The 19220-nt window shown below is 40.5% G+C and carries 16 protein-coding genes; 5 read left to right on the forward strand and 11 right to left on the reverse strand.

The window, feature by feature from the left end; all coding sequences use genetic code 11:
* Positions 1-91 precede the first annotated feature (91 nt).
* From BM176_RS18515 to BM176_RS18525, 3 genes are all read right to left on the reverse strand, one after another.
* Positions 92-499 (reverse strand): fasciclin domain-containing protein, encoded by a 408-nt coding sequence (locus BM176_RS18515; protein ID WP_090105772.1) that lies wholly within the window; start codon positions 497-499, stop codon positions 92-94.
* Between the two features lie 121 nt (positions 500-620).
* A complete protein-coding gene (locus BM176_RS18520) occupies positions 621-2381 on the reverse strand; it encodes a family 2A encapsulin nanocompartment cargo protein cysteine desulfurase (RefSeq protein ID WP_090105774.1) in 1761 nt (586 codons plus the stop codon).
* On the reverse strand, positions 2365-3291 hold the full coding sequence (locus BM176_RS18525) for a family 2A encapsulin nanocompartment shell protein (RefSeq protein WP_090105776.1): 927 nt from the start codon (positions 3289-3291) through the stop codon (positions 2365-2367). Before BM176_RS18525 ends, BM176_RS18520 begins: the two co-directional genes overlap by 17 nt.
* 377 nt (positions 3292-3668) lie before the next feature.
* Between BM176_RS18525 and BM176_RS18530 the strand changes: the two genes are divergently transcribed.
* The 5 genes from BM176_RS18530 (at position 3669) to BM176_RS18550 (ending at position 9474) form a co-directional block, all read left to right on the forward strand.
* Positions 3669-4418 (forward strand): LytR/AlgR family response regulator transcription factor, encoded by a 750-nt coding sequence (locus BM176_RS18530; RefSeq protein WP_090105778.1) that lies wholly within the window; start codon positions 3669-3671, stop codon positions 4416-4418.
* Complete coding sequence (locus tag BM176_RS18535) at positions 4418-6352, forward strand: sensor histidine kinase (protein ID WP_090105780.1); 1935 nt, start codon at positions 4418-4420, stop codon at positions 6350-6352. The genes BM176_RS18530 and BM176_RS18535 overlap by 1 nt, the downstream gene beginning before the upstream one ends.
* 211 nt (positions 6353-6563) lie before the next feature.
* Positions 6564-7256: a WG repeat-containing protein gene (locus BM176_RS18540; RefSeq protein WP_177230451.1), complete on the forward strand. Its 693-nt coding sequence runs from the start codon at positions 6564-6566 to the stop codon at positions 7254-7256.
* A 68-nt stretch (positions 7257-7324) separates the two neighbouring features.
* Entirely contained in the window at positions 7325-8752 is a 1428-nt protein-coding gene (locus tag BM176_RS18545) for a tetratricopeptide repeat protein (RefSeq protein WP_090105784.1), read from the forward strand.
* Positions 8753-8832: 80 nt separating this feature from the next.
* Complete coding sequence (locus BM176_RS18550; RefSeq protein ID WP_090105786.1) at positions 8833-9474, forward strand: hypothetical protein; 642 nt, start codon at positions 8833-8835, stop codon at positions 9472-9474.
* A 90-nt stretch (positions 9475-9564) separates the two neighbouring features.
* Here BM176_RS18550 and BM176_RS18555 read toward each other — a convergent pair whose 3' ends face one another.
* The 8 genes from BM176_RS18555 to BM176_RS18590 form a co-directional block, all read right to left on the reverse strand.
* Complete coding sequence (locus BM176_RS18555; protein ID WP_090105788.1) at positions 9565-10521, reverse strand: hypothetical protein; 957 nt, start codon at positions 10519-10521, stop codon at positions 9565-9567.
* A 15-nt stretch (positions 10522-10536) separates the two neighbouring features.
* A complete protein-coding gene (locus BM176_RS18560; RefSeq protein WP_090105790.1) occupies positions 10537-11025 on the reverse strand; it encodes a hypothetical protein in 489 nt (162 codons plus the stop codon).
* A 16-nt stretch (positions 11026-11041) separates the two neighbouring features.
* Entirely contained in the window at positions 11042-11518 is a 477-nt protein-coding gene (locus tag BM176_RS18565) for a hypothetical protein (RefSeq protein WP_090105792.1), read from the reverse strand.
* A gap of 10 nt (positions 11519-11528) precedes the next feature.
* The gene (locus BM176_RS18570) at positions 11529-11852 is read right to left on the reverse strand and encodes a magnetosome magnetite crystal formation protein family (protein WP_090105794.1); all 324 of its coding nucleotides are present in this window, start codon (positions 11850-11852) and stop codon (positions 11529-11531) included.
* A 311-nt stretch (positions 11853-12163) separates the two neighbouring features.
* Positions 12164-13279, reverse strand: a complete 1116-nt coding sequence (locus tag BM176_RS18575; RefSeq protein ID WP_143097857.1) for a TlpA disulfide reductase family protein — start codon at positions 13277-13279, stop codon at positions 12164-12166.
* Between the two features lie 12 nt (positions 13280-13291).
* Positions 13292-14704 (reverse strand): RagB/SusD family nutrient uptake outer membrane protein, encoded by a 1413-nt coding sequence (locus BM176_RS18580; protein ID WP_090105797.1) that lies wholly within the window; start codon positions 14702-14704, stop codon positions 13292-13294.
* Between the two features lie 10 nt (positions 14705-14714).
* On the reverse strand, positions 14715-17933 hold the full coding sequence (locus tag BM176_RS18585) for a SusC/RagA family TonB-linked outer membrane protein (protein ID WP_177230452.1): 3219 nt from the start codon (positions 17931-17933) through the stop codon (positions 14715-14717).
* 108 nt (positions 17934-18041) lie between these two features.
* The gene (locus tag BM176_RS18590) at positions 18042-19199 is read right to left on the reverse strand and encodes a FecR family protein (protein ID WP_090105800.1); all 1158 of its coding nucleotides are present in this window, start codon (positions 19197-19199) and stop codon (positions 18042-18044) included.
* Positions 19200-19220: the final 21 nt, after the last annotated feature.

Raw genomic sequence — 19220 nt, forward strand, 5'->3', positions numbered from 1 at the left:
GATGAGCCTTTTCAATTCCTGACTGGTTACTATCTGTAGCCTGAAACAAGTATATTCAATTACTATCTAAGAAGAGAGTGAATTTTTGCTATCATTTTATAAAAACAGTATCTGTAGAATGAATTACTCCATTTGATATTTTAGCATCACGTCCATGAATAGCAGCACTACCAATATTTACTGTACCATTTTTCACTTCCACTATTAACTCATTACCGTTTATTGTTTTCAATCTGTCGCCATCTTTCAAATCCTTGAAAGTGACAATTCCGCTCACTATATGATTATTCATCAGATCGGTAAGCTTCAGTTTATTTTGTGGTTCCAGAAGGTTATTCATGAGCCCTTTTTCCAGTTTTTCAAAAGCAAGATCAAAAGGTGCAAAAAAAGTGAAAGGACCTGTGCTGCTTAGTAACTGGTCCAGGTCTGAAGAGTGTATACCTTTTTTTAGCGTTTTCAGGTTTTTATCTGTGTTAACAACCTGTGTGATATTTGACATAATATTAATTTACCTACCGATAGTATAACCGGCAACAACAAAAGGTACGCTTAATAGGGCCAAATACAGATAAATACTTAAATATCATCGGCTTGCCGGGCAAACCGCTATAAATTTGGTGTTACCTTTTTGCTGCTTTTAGTTGCAATAAAGTGGTAACTAAAAGATCAACATCCGCACAGGTATTGTAAAATGCCAGTGATGGCCTTACTGTGCTTTCCACTCCAAACCGTCGCAGGATTGGCTGAGCGCAATGATGGCCGGTTCTTACTGCAATACCCTCTTTATTCAATGCCTGCCCTACCTGGTCGTTGGAATAGCCCTGCAGGATAAAAGAAAGCACACTAGCCTTTTCTCTGGCAGTACCAATTAATTGAAGTCCGGGCACCTGTTTCAGTAAAGGGGTGGCATATTCCAGTAAATAATGCTCGTACAAAGCAATATTGTCAATACCCAGTTTGCTTACATAATCAATGGCAGCACCCAACCCCACCGCATCGGCAATATTACCTGTTCCGGCTTCAAAACGGCCAGGCGCCTGATGATATTGGGTATATTCAAACGTTACATCTTTAATCATATTACCACCACCCTGCCAGGGTTCCGTCTGATTCAACAGATCTTCCTTACCATATAATACACCTATACCAGTAGGACCAAATACTTTGTGGCCAGAGAATACAAACCAGTCCGCATTTAAAGCCCGCACATCAGTACGCATATGTGAAACAGACTGTGCTCCGTCAAGCAATACCTTTGCACCTGCCTGGTGAGCCATTTCTATAATAGCATGCGCCGGAGTAATAGTACCAAGTGCGTTAGATACCTGTGTAAACGCAACGAGCCTGGTTTTACTGTTCAGCAATTTTGCATATTCATCCAGCAATACCTGCCCGTCGTTATCTACCGGTACCACACGTAGTTTCAGTCCTTTTTTAGCAGCCAGCTGTTGCCAGGGCACAATGTTGGCATGGTGTTCAAGATGTGTAACAATAATTTCATCACCTGCCTGCAGATATTGTTCTCCCCAGCTTTTAGCTACCAGGTTAATGCCCTCTGTAGTGCCTCGTACAAAAACAATTTCATTGGGCGAGCCTGCATTAATAAAAGTCTGCACCTTTTTACGGGCATCTTCAAACGCATCAGTAGCACGGGCAGCCAACTCATGTGCAGCACGATGAACATTGGAATTTTCGTGCTGATAAAAATAACTGATCCGGTCAATTACCTGTTTAGGCTTTTGTGTAGTGGCTGCATTATCCAGCCACACCAAAGGTTTGCCATTCACCTTTTCTGATAAAATAGGAAAATCCTTTTTGATTGTATTTACATCAAAACCCCATGATGTAGCTGTAGTTGTTTTTCCCTCAAGAAAATAATAGGCAGGCACATCCCCCCACACACGTTCTACAACAGGTAGGTTATTATCAGCAGGAATAAGCGATAATATGGCTTGCAGGTTAAACAGATGCGCAGGGTCGGCCTCAAAAGGCAGATACTCTTTTAACCCGAGCCCGGGGGCAAACAAGTTATTACCTGATACAGAGGAAGCACTGGCCCCTTTAAGATTTTCATCCGGGAAACCCGTTTGCGGATTTTCAATATTTATGTTATTACCATGTACAATGCCGGAAGGCGATTGCCCGCTACCGGCAACAGAAGCAGGTATATTGCTTTCAGTAAACCCGGGGGCGGCAGCCTGGGCATTGGGCAGTACAATATCTGTACTATTTACTAAAGAATTGTTGTCCGCAAGCTGTTGTGGTAATACCTCCAGCCCTTGTATACCATTACCTGTATCTGACTGGCGAAAAAGCTGGTTGGCCAGTTGTTCCAACGCTGCCTCATCAGGTAATTCCAGGTTATTAATATTTGTACTCATGGTAATTACCTATTTCTACATCGTCCAGTACAGCAATGGCATCATCTACCAGTACTGCCAGCGAACAATACAATGACACTAAATAAGAGGCAATGGCTCTATCGTTAATACCCATAAAACGCACAGATAAGCCCGGTGATTGTTCACCCTGTAAGCCGGGCTGGAAAAGGCCTACTATTCCCTGTCGGCTTTCACCGGTACGCAACAAAATGATCTTTGTTTTACCTTTTTCTACAGGCAGTTTGTTAGAAGGTATTAACGGTATACCGCGCCAGGTAAGGAATTGTGAACCGAAAAGAGATACTGTGGGTGGCGGTACACCTCTTCTGGTACATTCACGTCCAAAAGCAGCTATCGCTTGCGGATGTAATAAAAAGAAACCTGGCTCTTTCCATACCAATGCAATCAGGTCATCCAGGTCGTCAGGTGTAGGAGATCCTTTACGGGTTTTAATTCTTTGTGATGGCACTATACTGTGTAACAGGCCATATTCCTTGTTATTGATTAACTCGCTTTCCTGCCGTTCTTTAATAGTTTCTATAGCTAAACGCAGCTGTTCGCTAATCTGATTATAGGGCTTGCTGTACAAATCAGATACCCTGGTATGCACATCTACAATTGTTTGTACTGCTGCCAGGTTGTATTCACGCGGATTTTCAATATAATCCACAAATGTTTGCGGCAATGTATGTTCATCCCGGGCCGAGCAGTCCACTTCAATAGCACTTGCATCTTTCACTTTATTTAAGCGATATACCCCTGATTCCACAGGTACCCAGCTGAGCAGGCGGGTGAGCCATCGAGGGCTAATGGTAACCATTTGTGGTACAGTACGGGTAGCAATGGCAAGTTGCCTTGCTCCAACATCTCCCAACGCCGTTTGCTGGTATTTACTTTTTAGATCTGCCATAATAAGATATTATTTATGCTTTTAAAAGTAGTTATGATTAATGCGTTCTAGAGAAAACCGCGGAAAATGAAACATCTGAAATAGAAGAATGGTCCTGGAAAATAACAGCCCCGATACTCACCGGAAAACATTTGGGCTGTAAACACGCAGACTTACCCTGCTAATAAAACGGTTGAACAATGGCAGAAACCAATTTGGTGTTAATAAAGCGTCTGCATCTTAAAAATAAGATAATCCGGCTGGTTTAACAATTTATTCCTGCCGTGCGGGAGCATACCGGCCACTGGGTCATGCTGTTCTTTTGTTGCTTTATAGATAATTAAAATCAATAAACAACCATGATTAAAGCTTACTTTTAGCGATTAATAAATCCCTGCATGTACCAAATAAGAACATTAATTATCGAAGACGAGCCTGCGATAAAAAAAGAGCTGGAATGGTTGGTTTCGCAAGAAGAAAATCTAAAGTTGGAAGCCACAGCGGATACAGTTGGGGGGGCCTTACAAATCATAAAAAGCACAAAACCTGATTTAGTATTGATGGATATTCAGTTGACCGATGGTACAGCTTTCGATATCCTGAATCAGTTGGAAGAACCTGCTTTTCACATTATTTTCATCACCGCTTATAATCATTTTGCCATAAAAGCTATTAAGTACGGAGCATTGGATTATCTTCTGAAACCAATAGATAATGAAGAGTTCTCCATAGCGATACAAAAGCTTAGAAAAATTAAACCTGCTGATTATCAGGGTCAGATTAATATTTTAAAAGAACATGGTTCGGCAAAACCTGTTGAGATGAACGCTAGCATCTGCATCACATCATTAGATTGTTTGCAAATGATACGGCTGAATGAAATAATATATCTTTCCGGAGAGGGTTCTTACACTCAGATTCACCTTGAAAACAATAAAAAAGTAATTGCTTCCAAACCTTTAAAATATTACGAAGACCTCCTACCCGGCGATTTTTTTATAAGAACACATCAATCCTATATCGTGAACAAAAACTTTATTGACAAATACATGAAGACAGGCGTGATGATAATGAAAGACCTTTCTGAAATCCCTGTTGCTACGCGTAGAAAAGAGTTCATTTTAGATCACTTAAGTCCCTTTAAATAATGAACAGAGTAGTTCTATTTTTCTTAACGCTTCTGGTAATTTCCTGTCAGTCGAAACCAGAAAGTGCATCAATCCCTCCGGAAGAATTATTGAAAAGGTTAGAGGTAATAAACGATAGCCTCGACCAAAATAAACAGGTCGACAAACTCGTTTTCTGGGCAAGTAAACTCAAACAAAAAGATTTCGCTGAAAGCAGTCCAAGTTTAGCTTTTATTCATTATCAAATTGCCAAAAATCTGGCAAAAGTCAATACCGATAGTGCGAAATACCATATCAATATTGCTTTAGATCTGATAGAAAGGGAAAAGGAATTTAATGAGCTGAAATTTACTATTTACAATGGAGCCGGGTTAATTTCAGAACTTGAAGATAAGTTCTATCAGGCAGTATATTATTTCAATAAATCTGCTGCTATAATAATGAACGATGATTCGCTTCAAAGTAAACCTTTATCCAAGGTAATCTGCCTACTCAACGCAGCTCAGGATAATAAAAAACTAAATCAGTACCAAAAGGCCGTTCAACAAAACCAGCTCGCGTTAAAGCTTTTGAAAAAGCTGCCAAACAACCACTACAACTACTATTTCCGGGCATATTCACAATTATTTACATCTTGTGCAGAAGGCGGCATTTACAACAAAGATTCACTACTTGTTTATCTGAAAGAACTAAGGAACACTTCGGAGAAAACAAAAGACTTAATGCAAATCAGATTTACCAATGAAAATACAGCAACATATTACTCATTGACCAATCAGCATGATGCTGCAATACGTTATTACAATCTGGTAAAAGAGTACGATACAGAAAATTTATTGGCCAATCCCGAAAAACAAAATGCAGTAAGAAATACCTACATCACCTTAGCAAATCTTACTGGTTTATATGTTCAAGCACGGCAATTCTCCGAAGCAGCACGCTCAATTAAGGATGCCGATAAAATAGAAGACCAACATTTACATGTACTTTCTTCTTATGAAAAATGCCTGAACAAACAGGCTAAAATGCACTATTATTTTGCTATTGGTGATAATATCAGCGCCCAAAAAGAAGCAGACGAGCTATCAGAACTAAAAGATAACATTCTCAGAAATTCAGGCATTCAGGCAACCGAAGAGATGGCCACTATTTACCAGTTACAATCGAAGGACAGGTCTATCCATAGTCTTAACCGAACAATTGATTATACAACACAGCGTCTTGAAAACAATAAGCTCCTGCTGTTTATTATCGGATTACTGGCACTACTTGCAATTTCCTGGGCCATTTTGCTTTATTTTATCCAACGGCAAAAAAGACAAAAACAGGAAAAAGAGAAGATTCTACTTCAGCAACAATTGCTACGAACGCAAATGGAACCACATTTTATCTTTAATACTTTATCGGCACTGCAAAGTTTTATCCGGTTTGATGAAAAGGAAAAGTCGATAAAATATCTAAACCAATTCAGCAAATTGCTCCGAAGCAGCTTAGAACTAAGCCGGAAAAACTATGTTCCGCTCGACGAAGAATTAGATGCCATAGAAAACTATCTGAGCCTGCAACAAATGCGTTTCGAATATACGTTCGGATACGAAATAGCAGCACCGGATACGGATACATCAGCATTATTAATTCCGCCTATGCTGATTCAACCTTTCGTTGAAAATGCCATTATCCATGGCATAGGTAATCATTCTGATAAAGGGTTGATATCATTAGAAATTTTCCCGCAGGAGAATCAATTGTTAGTAAAAATCACCGACAATGGAAAGGGTTATGGTAATACATCTAATGCGAAAGTTAACCATCAGTCCTTGTCGGGAACAATAGCCAAAGAGCGTTTGGAGATATTAGCGAAAGAGAATAAAATGAAGGCTAACATAGAAATTACCTCTAGTGACCGGGGTACGAGCGTTTTGCTTACACTTCCAGTGAAAAACCTGGGGCATTAATGCGGATTTAAAAGAGATCAACACGAATATCAGGTAATCCCTGGCGAATTTATATCTACATAAATTCACCAGGGATTTTTTTTAAGATTTGTATCCAGCGATTAAACTTTATAACCAAAGATGATATGCCTTCAGTAACAAAATCATATCCTATAAAGATAAAATCACTGGTGAATTTTGAAAACTTCAATTACTGATGATGAATACAAACATGAAATACATCTTTCTGCTGTTGTGCATTTCTGTCATTTCCTGCACTCAAAAAATTAAGGATAGCTCACAAAAAGCTCCTGTTGTACGCGAAAAGTTAAAGGGATACATGGATAAAAATAGCAACACCTGGATATGTGAAGACTCGACGTATACAGCCGAATCGTTCGGCGACAGCCTCACGGAGTATGCCTCCGCAATGAAACTGGATGCGGAAGGAAATCCTCTTGGTATGGGGCTCATTGACCGACAAGGTACAATAATCGTTCCCATCATTTACGATGGATTGACAGTAGGATTTACTGATAGTGTTTGCCAGGTGTACAAAGGTGACAAAAAAGGGCTGGTAAATCTTGAAGGAAAAGAAATTGTAGCACCTACCTATAAATACATAAATGAGGGAGCTGAAGATGGTCTCTTTCGTGTGGGCAAGAATGATCTTTACGGTATGATTAACGCGAAAGGTGAAATTGTGATTCCTATAGTATATAAGGGGCTGGAAGCAGCAAATGAAGGATTGGTGGCAGTAATGATTGAGCCTCATAGATGGGGATACATCAATCACAAGAACGAAATGGTTATAAAACCTGAATTTACCCATCATCGTAAATTTGAAAACGGAAAGGTAGTCTTGCAAAAAGCCGATGGAGAAGAATATACCGTTTACAAAGATGGAAAGGTTGAGAAAAACTGAACCCTTAATTGCAATATCAGGTGGTAGGTGCAACTACCAATTATATCAAAAACTACAAATAGTTAATTATGAAACATTTACTTCTTGCCCTGTTTACACTTATATCCTTAACCAGTTTAGGGCAAGATAAAATTAAAAAGAAAATTAATTATGTACGCAGTTTCCGGGAAGAGTCAGACTCACTCATAGTGGAGTTGGGCAATAACCCACAATTATGTTTTCTCCGGAGGAAGAACAATCCAAATTTCCCTAAGTATTTAGCATTACTAAAACAGTATAAACATAAGGGCTATTTTCAGAGTGGAAAATTATTGGAGATAGGAGTTGAAGAAGAAACCAATAATATAAAATTCTTCAGGGTTTTGAGTAAACCTGAGGAAGAAAAACATGAATATCTCCAACCACACTATGGCGTTGTTGTATCAGCGGTTGTGTCAGATAAAGAGATGGACAGTCTTTATGATGAGGCACTTGAGCTTTTTCACAAAAAGCAATATGAAGATGCAATTGTTACCATTAACAAGGTAATAGTAATAAATACACAAAACCCTGATTACCATAAATTTAAAGCATATTGTTTGTCCTATTTAAAACAATACAAACAATCCACAGATGAAATAAAGTTCGCACTTGAAATGGACGGGGCCAATTCCGAATTATACGAGATCATGGCAAACAATTTCTATTTTTTGAAAGACAACGAAAATGCAATTAAGTGCTACGAACAAGCAATTGAATATGAAAGGGAAAATCTTCCCAGAGTTTATCATAATTATATAAGATGCTTAATTGAAATACCCAGTCCACAAAGAGCAATAGAAGTTTACAAACTTTATCAATACCGTACAGATCACGAGACTGGTTATTCAGGCGATACTGAAAGATTTTCCGGCGACCTGGTTTTTTATGCCGGACAAGCCTATGAACAAATAAAAGACTGGAAAACTGCCTTTGACATTTACGATAGATTGATCGTTATCTCTCCTGATGTTTATGGCTATTATGCTCAACGAGGAAGGCTTTATCAACAAAAAGGGGATTTTTCAGAAGCCATCAGCGACTTTGAAACAGCACTGAAACTGGATACTGCACAAAGTATTTTACTGACAAACCTTGCGCAGATATATCAGCAACTTCATGACTATAAAAAAGCTGAATCCGCTTATAAAGAATACCTCAGCAAAAACCCTGATGATGCCATAGAAATAGGTAACTATGGATACCTTTTACTAGGTAAAGAAGAGTACAATGATGCGCAGATGATGTTCGAAAAATCCATCTATATTGATAACAAAAATATAGACACGCATATAGGGCGTATACTTGCAGCATATTTTCTCGGAGATACCGAAAATAAGAATAGATTCATTGCAAAAGCAAAACTGCAATTCCCTGAAATTACAATTGATACGACAACATTAAAAACATTAATAAAAACAGGTAATTACTATTATCCTCAAAGACTCATCCTTGTTTGGGAAAACGCAATTTTCTAATAACATAGCATGCTCTTATTGAGGAAAATATTTGCATTGTGGTAACCGTAATTATAATACCGATCAAATAAAATACAAAAATGAGGAATAAAAAACTGCTGACAATTTTAGCCACACTTTTACTATTAACCTTTCTATTCTTAAAATATATTGTTGGTTTTAATCATATACCTGATCACTTCAGGCATGCAAAAGAACGATTGTTTTCTTCAGGAAGTTCTGAAGAGAAAGCTCCTGAATTAGCGCAAGACGTGGCAACAGATGCCATATCTGAAGTAAGTACACCAGCTTCGATCGATTATCCTTTTGATACAACCGGAATGGCTTTAAGTACAGAGGAAATAGAAAAAATAAAATCTTACCATTATGAAAATTTAAAAAAAGCAAAAAAAGCGCCTAATGATGAGGAAGCTCAGAGAGCCCTTATACATCTAACCCGAGGTAGACTCACGGAGTTAATAATGGATGCAAATGTGAACATAAAGGTTGGCAAATGCTATGAGAATCCCAATACCGATGGAAAATTTAATTGCGTGAGTTGTATGGTATTTATTTACGATCGAAAATTAAAAGACGAATCTGTTAGCGAGGCAAGAATACTGATTAAACCAGCTTATGACTTCTACCAGTCATCAGAAAATGATATGTGGGATGCAAAAGACATTTCACTTAATATCCCGTTTGATCATAAGTTATTCAAACAGTATAGTAAGGTTGAATAAATTTCATGAACTTTAATTAGCCCTGCAAATCATTGATTCGCAACGCTAATTAAAGTTAGTGAAAAAGAGCAGGGAGATGTCGATGATTAATTACTTTACCACCAGACCTGTTATCTTACCCGGCATATTATCTAACCCCAAAGCGTTTCCATTTTTCCAGTAGGTGGCTATACCATTCAGATAGCCACCTACATAAACGTCAGCTCCAACCACAGTTATGACATTTACACCGGCAGCCTCTTTCCCGTCGGTCAGCAGGTTAGCTTTCCCGTTCTTCCAGCAAACGGCGATATTTGTACCTTCTGCATTTCTGTCAAAACCGGCTACATATACATCGTTACCGGATATAGCAATAGCGTTTGCTCCGCAGCCGTCAGGGATTATTACCGGCATGTTATTTTTCCAGTATATGGCTACTTCTTTTCCGGCATCATTTATTGCAAAACCGGATACATACACATCGTTACCTGATACAGCAATAGCCTTTGCTTCTGCACTCTTTTTCCCTTCTGTGAGAGATACTGCTTTCCCATTTTTCCAGTAGGTAGCAACATACTCCCCTGCCTCATTTACCTGGGAGCCAGCCATATAAACATCATTGCCGGCCAATGTAATAGCGTATAGTTTAGTATCTTCTTCCATAGAGGTGGCTACTCCATTTTTCCAGTAAATAGCCTGCGAACCGTTATTCCCAATTACATGTACGTCGGATCCAGACACACTAATGCCGATGGCTTTTGAATATGTTTTTCCATCTGCAAGTCTGATCGCTTTCCCGTTTTTCCAATAAGTGGCAACAGGTTCTCCTGCGAGGTTGTATTCATAACCGGCCACATATTCATCATTGCCCGACACGGTGATAGCACACGCCGCAGCTGTTGTTTTCCCATCCGTCAGCGGTATTTTTTCCCCGTTTTTCCAGTAAGTGAGCCCTGTTCCGTTACCAGTGAAATCATCGTAAGCCAGCAGCAAAACAGGTGTGGACTGGGCTTTAAGTACAGTGGTTAACGTCATTAATAAAAACAACAGGCTAAGTAATTTTTTCATCCTCATAATCATGTTTTATTCTTTTGATAAATACTGTGTAACTACTTCCAGCACTTCTGTTTCGTAACGTTCCTGTTCTAATGCTCCTTTACGTGTACCTGAGAAATAATCACTGATAGCGTAGCTTTTCCCATACCTGTCTTTCTTATTTGATAGTACATAATGCGGTTCACAATTGTCGGTTTCTAAAAGGATATACACTTCGTCAAAATCCATCAGCTTTCTGGTATACAAACCGGGCACTTTGTGGAACAGCTGTCTTTTTGTCAAATCAAAAACATAGGTAACATTAAGCTTAAACAAGAAATCGTATATAGCATAAGTCGCACAAAAAATGCCAATGCTCAATATCAACATATAAAGATCGCGACCTATAACCACGAAATATGGAAGCGAAAATGCTATTGCGGCCAGCAACAGACAAATAATGATTTTGTATTTGTACCGTTTGTTAGGCTGCAGGCTTAACCTTTCACTGGTAATGCTGAAGGTCCAGAATGCCATTATCAACCGTTTTAAATTATGCGTTGTGAGCATTTGTTATGCCCATAATCCGGGCGGCTTCGTCTATAACGTTTTGCAAAGGCTTAGTCACAAACATGGTTTGGTGCAGCAACAGATTGCGTTGCTTCCCGTTTGGTGCAACAATCAAGCTAGCCGTTGCATTAATGGTGATAAGGAATGTTTGTTTGGAGATTAGAAAATTATGAAAATCATCAAATTGAAATACCCTTGGTGGTAAAAAGAAGAATGATTGTGCAATGATAGTACGGCTGTCTACATCAAACCGTGTGCTGGCACTAGCACGAAGCAGCAGAATCAGTCCGAATATGCCTGCTAAGGCACTCAGAACTTTATTGCCATTGGTCTTTTCGCTATAGACAAAAGTAAGCACCCCAACAGCCAGCAAAAACAGGGCAACAATGCAATACAATGCACGTTGAGGGGTTTTGATATATACATTTCCTTCCCTGGTAAAGTATTTGAATTGTTCCATATTTCTTCTTTTAAGAAATGAATGCAAATTTATCCTCGAACATTTTACCAATTAAAGGAACCGGCTTTTTAGCACTGTTAGCCGCATTAATGATTCCCATTACCCATAAAATAACAATTACCCATCCCACCATACCCAGAAAGGCCAGGCTCGGTATAATATGTGCGATAATACTTGTTAAAACGTTTAAAAGGATGCTCACAACTGCCAAACCCAGAGACTGTCTCAAATGATATTTGAGCAGATCATCCGCTTTTTCTTTTCCCATAAAATAAGCAATCAGCCATCCAATCAATGTAATGTAGGATACCATAGATAATGTCTTGTTGTTCATTTTCGTAATTTTTTAATTAAGCATTATTGCTATCACAAATTTGTGACTCAGTGCAATGACCTGCAAGTTTCAGTATACGACAAAACATCTACCGGTCTAAAAAAGAGGGTCTACAATACGTCTACAAAATCATACATTACACTGATTATCAATTACTCATAATAGTTCTTTCAGGGGCAGAATTTCTTGCAGAAGAAAATAACATCAATATAAATAAAAAAGCCCCCTGGTTTAAACCAGGAGACTTTTGTTTAAATAGGCATCTATTCCAGCCTATCTGCGATGGTTGGTGTCTGTTATATAGGTTATGGTTATTGGGCAAATAGTTGTTCCAGTTTATCCAGCAGTGCATCTCCACGTAAGTTCACAGCTACAATCACTCCTTTGGAGTTCACCAGTGCATTCTGAGGAATTGCATTGATACCATACATCTGCGCTATTGGATCTTTAAATCCTGCAATTAGTGATGACACATGATACCATGGCATACCGTCTTTTTGAATCGCTGCTTTCCATTTCTCAGCTTTATCATCCAGTGATACACTTATAATGTTCAGCCCTTTTGGGTGAAATTGCTCGTATGCTTTTACAACAGTAGGGTTTTCTGCGCGGCAAGGTGTACACCAGCTGGCCCAGAAGTCAATCAGAGTATAATTACCTTTATCCATTACTTCCTGGAGAGACAGTTTCGTTCCTTCCGGAGTGGTGGATTCAAAATTTTTCGCCGGAGTACCAGCCTGCATATTTCTTGACCCATTAATCTTCTTTTCGAAATCTATTCCATCGGCAGATGTTCTCAGTGTTACATCAAGTTTCTGGAAATGCGGCATCACTTCGCCGTAATTGATGAACATACCCGCAGTCATTTTCAACAGATAAAAGGAGAGTGTGGACTTAGGATGTTTATCGATGAAGGTATAGGTCAGGTCCTTCTGTTTCTGAGTCAGTTCCCTGCGTCTTACAGAAATTTTACGAGCTTCCTCATCCCTGCGGGAAGCCTCTGGAATGGCCGTCCAGCGGTTTCTCAGACTAACTTCTTCGTTCTGCAAAGGTATCAGTTTAGAATATAGGTCATGGTATTCTACAGCTTTTTCATTGCCTTTAACTTTTGAGTATTTGATGGAATCGCCAGCAATAAGCTCCACTGTTTTTCCACCGGCAATATATACCTGGATATAATCTGCAGGTATTCCATCACCCACCCGGATCATAGCAAACCCGGGGCCTTTTAATGATCCGGAAACAGAGAACTCTCCATCTTTCACCGTTGTTCTTACTGGTTTATAACTCCCTGCTACCATTATAACGCCTGAGTTGTTACAGGAAGGATTCATTTTTCCATGAATGGTAAAGGCCGTACTGTCCTGGGCGTTAGTGTACAGCGCCATAGCAAGCATATTTCCAGCTAATAATAAGTAGCGTTTCATAATTATCAAGTTTTAGAGGCCGTATCCAAGATTCTGTTTAATCAATGGATTCGCCTGTATGTCAGCAAATGGAATTGGGTATAACTGGTCCTCGGTAGTCCAGTTTGGTTTGTCTTTTAGTATGATGTTGGCCTTGTCTGTACGTTTCAGGTCCAGCCAACGATGGCCGAGTTCTGCAAACATTTCCAGCCTTCTTTCCCGGGCAATAGCGTCCAGCAGATCTGATTGTGTAATCGCCGGATCTGTAGGTGTTAACAATCCTGCACGACTTCTGATAACATCAAGATCGCTGATAGCGTTGCTTAAATCACTATTTTCAGTCCTTGCTTCCGCACGAATGAGATACATTTCAGCAAGGCGCAGGAAAACCAGCGCTTCTGTTTTAACAGTAGCAGTACCGCTGATCACTTTATATTTATAAGGATGCCTGTACGTTGTAATTACACCTGCGGTAGTGATATTCACACTTCTGATCCAGTTACTAAGCCGCAGATCTCCAGCCGGGAAAGCGTTGTACAACCCGGGAGTGATCTGATAATTGGGAACTGAAGTAGCTGATCCGGGAACAAAAGCAGCTCCATCCCATGTAGATATAGTTGTTCCGGGGTTCATCAGCTGTAGTATAACCTCTTTACTGGTGAGCAGGAAAACATTGTTCAGAGTGGTTTCCAGGCGATATAACGGTGTACCACCCTCTTTGGCTTCAATAACTTCTGTAGCCATCAACTCAGCATCTTTCCAGTTTTTTTGATAGAGATATACTCTTGCAAGAAAAGCAGAAGCGGCAAACCTGTTTGCACGGATACGTTGTGTACCCATATAACTTTCTCCCAGGTTAGTACGTGCATATTGAAGGTCTTCCTCCATCTGCTTATACACCTGTACCATAGGAGTACGGAGCATTTTAGTATTGGTCACATAATCAGTCCCTAAAATCAAAGGCACATCTCCATACAGATTTATAAGGTAGAAGTAATTCACTGCCCTTACAAAACGTGCTTCTGCCAGAAATTGTATTTTAGCTCCTTCTGAAATACCGGTTGATTTTGGCACGTTTTCAATCACCTGGTTAGCTACATAAATCAGGTTATAAAAAGCTCCCCAGTAATAATTCGTAATCGCAGTATTGGATGTATTGATATTATTGTTGTAAAGTTCGGCATAAGCAGAGGTAGTAGATGATACTATCAGTTCATCTGCACTGGCACCCAGACCAGCCGACACCGCAGCACCAAAAGCGAAGTTGGAGGTCTTCACCATATTGTTATATAATCCACGTACTACAGAAGCTGCTTTAGTTTCGGTAGCAAAAGCTGCTTCCGCAGTAATGGTATCAATCGGTTTATCTACCTCTACAAATTTGGTACAACCACTTGCCAGAAGGCATGTGATCAGCAATATTTTTTTATATCGATTATTAAACATAGTTGAGCAATTAGAGTGAAATTTGTAAACCACCTGTGATTGTGCGCAGCGGCGCCATTCTTGTATAGTTCTGGATCTCAGGATCTCCCCCTTTATACGGAGTAATTACGAACAGGTTCTGCGCCGACATATACAGGCGACAGGAACGTACATGAACTGCGCTAAGCCATGAAGCTGGCAGACTGTAGGAAAGATTCACATTTTTCAAACGCAGGAATGATGCGTCTGTAAGTACACCATCCGAAAAGCGAAAAGCATAGAAACCCTGTAAACCGTTAGCCTGACCAGCTGAAGTTGTAAATTTCTGTACATCAGTTCTCTGTCCCGGCTCCTTCCATCTGTCCAATGCCATTACCGGTACGTTGTAAGCCATACCTGGTGGATTATAGAGGTTATTTCCCTTCCAACTGGTTCCCAGTTGTTTGGTAAACTGGAAGAAAAAACTAAGATCAAATCCTTTGTAGCTGAAGGTATTGTTGATCCCTCCATAATAACGGGGATCGGTGTTCCTTCCCGGAACAAAGTCAAGTGTACCCCCAACTCCGTCATTATTCTGGTCTTTAGCAGCATACAGGCCAGTAGTTGGATCCACACCAAGGAATTGCATTGCCATTACCTGGTTCAGAGAATGGCCAATAGAATATTTGGTAGCGTAACTGGAGGTTGCCAGGTTTGGGTATTTCTTTAAATAATTAGTTGGAATAGTGATATTAAAATCTGTTGTCCATTTGAGTTTCCCGTCTATGTTGCGCGATGTGAGGGTTATTTCCCATCCTCTGTTCACAACTTCCACTCCTGCGAGGTTGGATAAAATGCTGGAAAAACCGGTAGAACCAGTTAAAGGATACTTTACGAGTGGCTCGGAAGACAGGTTATGATAAAATGAAGTAGTAAGCATCAGCCTGTCTTTGAAGAAACCCAGTTCCAGTGCGATTTCGGTTTTCTTACTTTTTTCCCAGTGCAGGTCCGGATTAAAAAGTTTAGTAGGCAGCAGGGTGGTAGAATCTCCGTACGATGTACCTGCTCCCCAGGTGTCGAGATACATATATTCGCCAATCTGGTCATTACCTGTTACACCATAGCTACCACGTAATTTACCATAACTGAGGAAAGATATATTCCCGGCCCATTTTTCATTACTGAATAACCATGCGGCACCTATTGCACCAAAGTTTGAGAACCGGTATTCAGGTCCAAAACGACTGGAGCCATCACGACGTCCGGTAAAGTTGACGATATATTTATTAGCTACGTTATAGTTAAGACGTCCGAAAAAGGCCTGATAGTTATATTGCTCAAAAGCATTGGTACCGCTAAAGGTCGCAGCTCCGGTCAGAGAATTAATAAGATCATCATTTGAATAACCATTACCCGTAACCGTTAGCCTGTTTTTATCTGTCTTGTTGAAAGTAGCTCCAACCAAAGCTGTCAACTTACCTTTCCATATCGGTCTGGTATATTCTGCCTGTGGTTCTATGATCCAGGTTTTGAAATTGCCGGAGCCAAAAGTAGCAAAACCTGCCAGGTTAGTCTTTGCAGGGTTTTGCGCAGCCATCGGTGTCATACGTTTATCGTCTGTTGCCGTATAGTTATATCCAATGCTGCTACGTAGAACCAAACCATTCAGAATATTATAATTCAACATGAGGTTCACGTTGAGATTGTTCATGTTGGCAAGGTATTTTTGTTTCAGCTGTGACATTGGATTGTCTCGTCCGGTATTGTAGCCGCCTTCGTTCCAGGCAAGATTTCCTGTCGTATCGTAAATTTGGAAATTTGGAGGAAGAAGAATAGCGCTGGCTAAATCTCCTGCTAAAAGATCGCTCTTGCTTATGGAATACATACCTGACAATCCAGCTGAAAATTTCTTGTTGGCAGATGTTGTATAGGTATTGAAGTTGAGAGACAGGCGGTCGCTGGAAAAATCACCCGGCCATACAGTACCTTCTTTATGATATCCAGCACCCATGCGATATTGCGTGTTCATATTACTACCGGAAACATTTACCTGTGCATCTAATGCAGAAGCAGAATTACCCGCGAACAACTTACCAAAATCGGTATACCGGGTCTGATCAAATAGCAGTAAGTCAGCAGCGTTCGCGTTTGTTTTAGTGACGTTATCGTTCGCAAATGCCTCATTTCTCATGGCCAGATACTGTTCAGTATTCAGCATGGTTGCCATACGGGTAACACGGCTTACACCTGAGTACACGTTAGCATCTATCTTCATCGGCCCTGCCTTTCCTTTTTTTGTTGTAATCAGCACCACACCGTTTGCACCACGGGAACCATAGATAGCAGTAGCATCCGCATCTTTTAATACGTCTATACTTTCGATGTCGGCAGTATTTATTCCTGCCAATGCGGTAAGCCCTTCTCCGGTTGTTGTACCAAATGGGCCGGTGATATTATTCATACGATCATTAGCACCCACCATAGGCACACCGTCAACAATAACAAGTGCCTGATCTGAAGTAATATCACGATCGAAGTTAGTACGGCCACGAACCTGGATATTCAGACGCGCACCGGGAACACCGGAAGTCTGGCTTACCACCATTCCCGGAATACGGCCTTCGAGAGCCTGCATTATATTCCCTACCGGTTGTTTCTCGATTTCTTTGGCTGAGATAGATGATACTGCACCGGTAGATAACTGGCGCTGCTCAGTATAATATCCTTTATTGATAGTTACGCCTTTTAACTCTGAGGTTACCGGCTGTAACATGATGATCATTTTATCAGCCACTTTACGCTGTTGTTCTGCAAAACCGAGGAAAGTTACTACCAGCACAGCGTTGTATGGCACTCCGGATAATTTGAAACTACCTTTTGAGTTAGTATTTGTAGCCAGCGTACTGTTTTTCACTTTGATGGAAGCGCCAGCCAGAGTTCCCCCATCTGCAGACATTACTATACCGCTGATATCTATGAGACTATCTGTTTGCGGTGCGTTACTGTTGTTATTGCGAGGTGTTATTACAATATTTTTACCCGAAATGTAATAGCTGAATGGTTGATTGTTTAATATGGTTTCCATCACCGTAGTGAGTGGTGCGTTTTTTACCCGTATATCAACAGTAATAGCACGTACCGCTCCTTCATTGTAAATAAATCCGTAGCCGGATTGCTTTTCGATTGCTGAAAAGACTTTTGTAATTGCGGTGTTACGCAAATCAAGTGTTATTCCTCCCTGCCTTGCACTGGCCGGAAGATTCTGTCCCATTAAAATTAACGCAAACAATACAAATAATAGACATAACCTCCCCCTGCTCCTTAGGCAGGAGTCTAAAACATTTTTCATCATTAAGCGATAATTGGTTGATTAATTAAACTATTGGCTGATCTTCCCATTATAGGGCAGAACAATTACCTTATCCCCCTCTACTTTAAAACTTGCGCTGCCTGTGGCTGATAGCATAGATAACAGTTGATTTAAAGGGATATTCCTTTCTGTTTTTACACTGAGCCTGTTATCGGCAGGCAACTGGCCTTGATAAAGAACATTCACACCATACCAGTGAGCGATGTCTTCCATAATAGATGGCAGACTTTCACTCCTGAAAATGAACAGGCCATCTTTCCAGGCAAGGGTTGCCTCCATATCCGCGACAGCAACCTGAAGTGTATTACCAGCGGATACAACTTCCTGCCCCGGTTTAAGCATTACCTGTTTTGCATCTGTAGAAACTTTTACACTTCCGGATAGCAGGGATACCTTTTTAGTATTAACATCCTCATAGACACGGATATTAAATGCAGTACCCAAAACAGTTACATTCATACCTGCCGTTTCAACTACAAAAGGATGAGCGGATTCCTGAGCTACTTCAAGGTAGGCCTCTCCCTGAATGGATATCCTTCGTTCATTTGCTGCAAATCGGTTAGGGAAACGGACCGTAGAGCCGGCATTGAGCCAGAGCTGCGAACCATCCGGAAGGCGTAGCTGATAGCGGTTTTCCACAGGAACACGCAGGGTAAATTGTTCAATAGCGGCATCTTTAGTGTTATCTCCAAAGCTGAGTAAACCTGGTTGAACATTCACATGACCATTGCCGATTCTGAATGTGGTATCTGCGTTGTTATTGATTACGACTTCTTCTCCCTGCGGGCCGGTAAGAACGATCCCTCTTTTCTTGTTTGCAATGACCTGTTGCGGTAGTTTGTTCCCGTTCTGAAGTGTTGCCAGCCATACTACGGCACCCAGCAGCGATGCCGCCACAGCCACCCGTACTATGATGGTTCTGAGTTTTGAACGTTGCCTGCTCCTTTTCATAAGGTCTTGCCATCCTTCTTCCGGATCAAACTCCCCGAAAGGATGATTTTCCGGTTCTTCAAGTATGGTTTTAACCCTGTCAAACAATTCCGCATTGGCTGTACGCTCAGCGATCCAGGACTGCAGTTCTGCTTGTTCAGCTTCGGTGATTTCACCGGCCAGCTCCTTGCTGATAAGGTTTCCAATATGAAAAGGAAAGTGTTCGTCGTTCATCATTAACAGCTTTTTCGGCCTCGC

It is taken from the genome of Chitinophaga sp. CF118 (genome assembly GCF_900112615.1).
In the GTDB taxonomy this organism is placed as follows: Bacteria; Bacteroidota; Bacteroidia; order Chitinophagales; family Chitinophagaceae; genus Chitinophaga.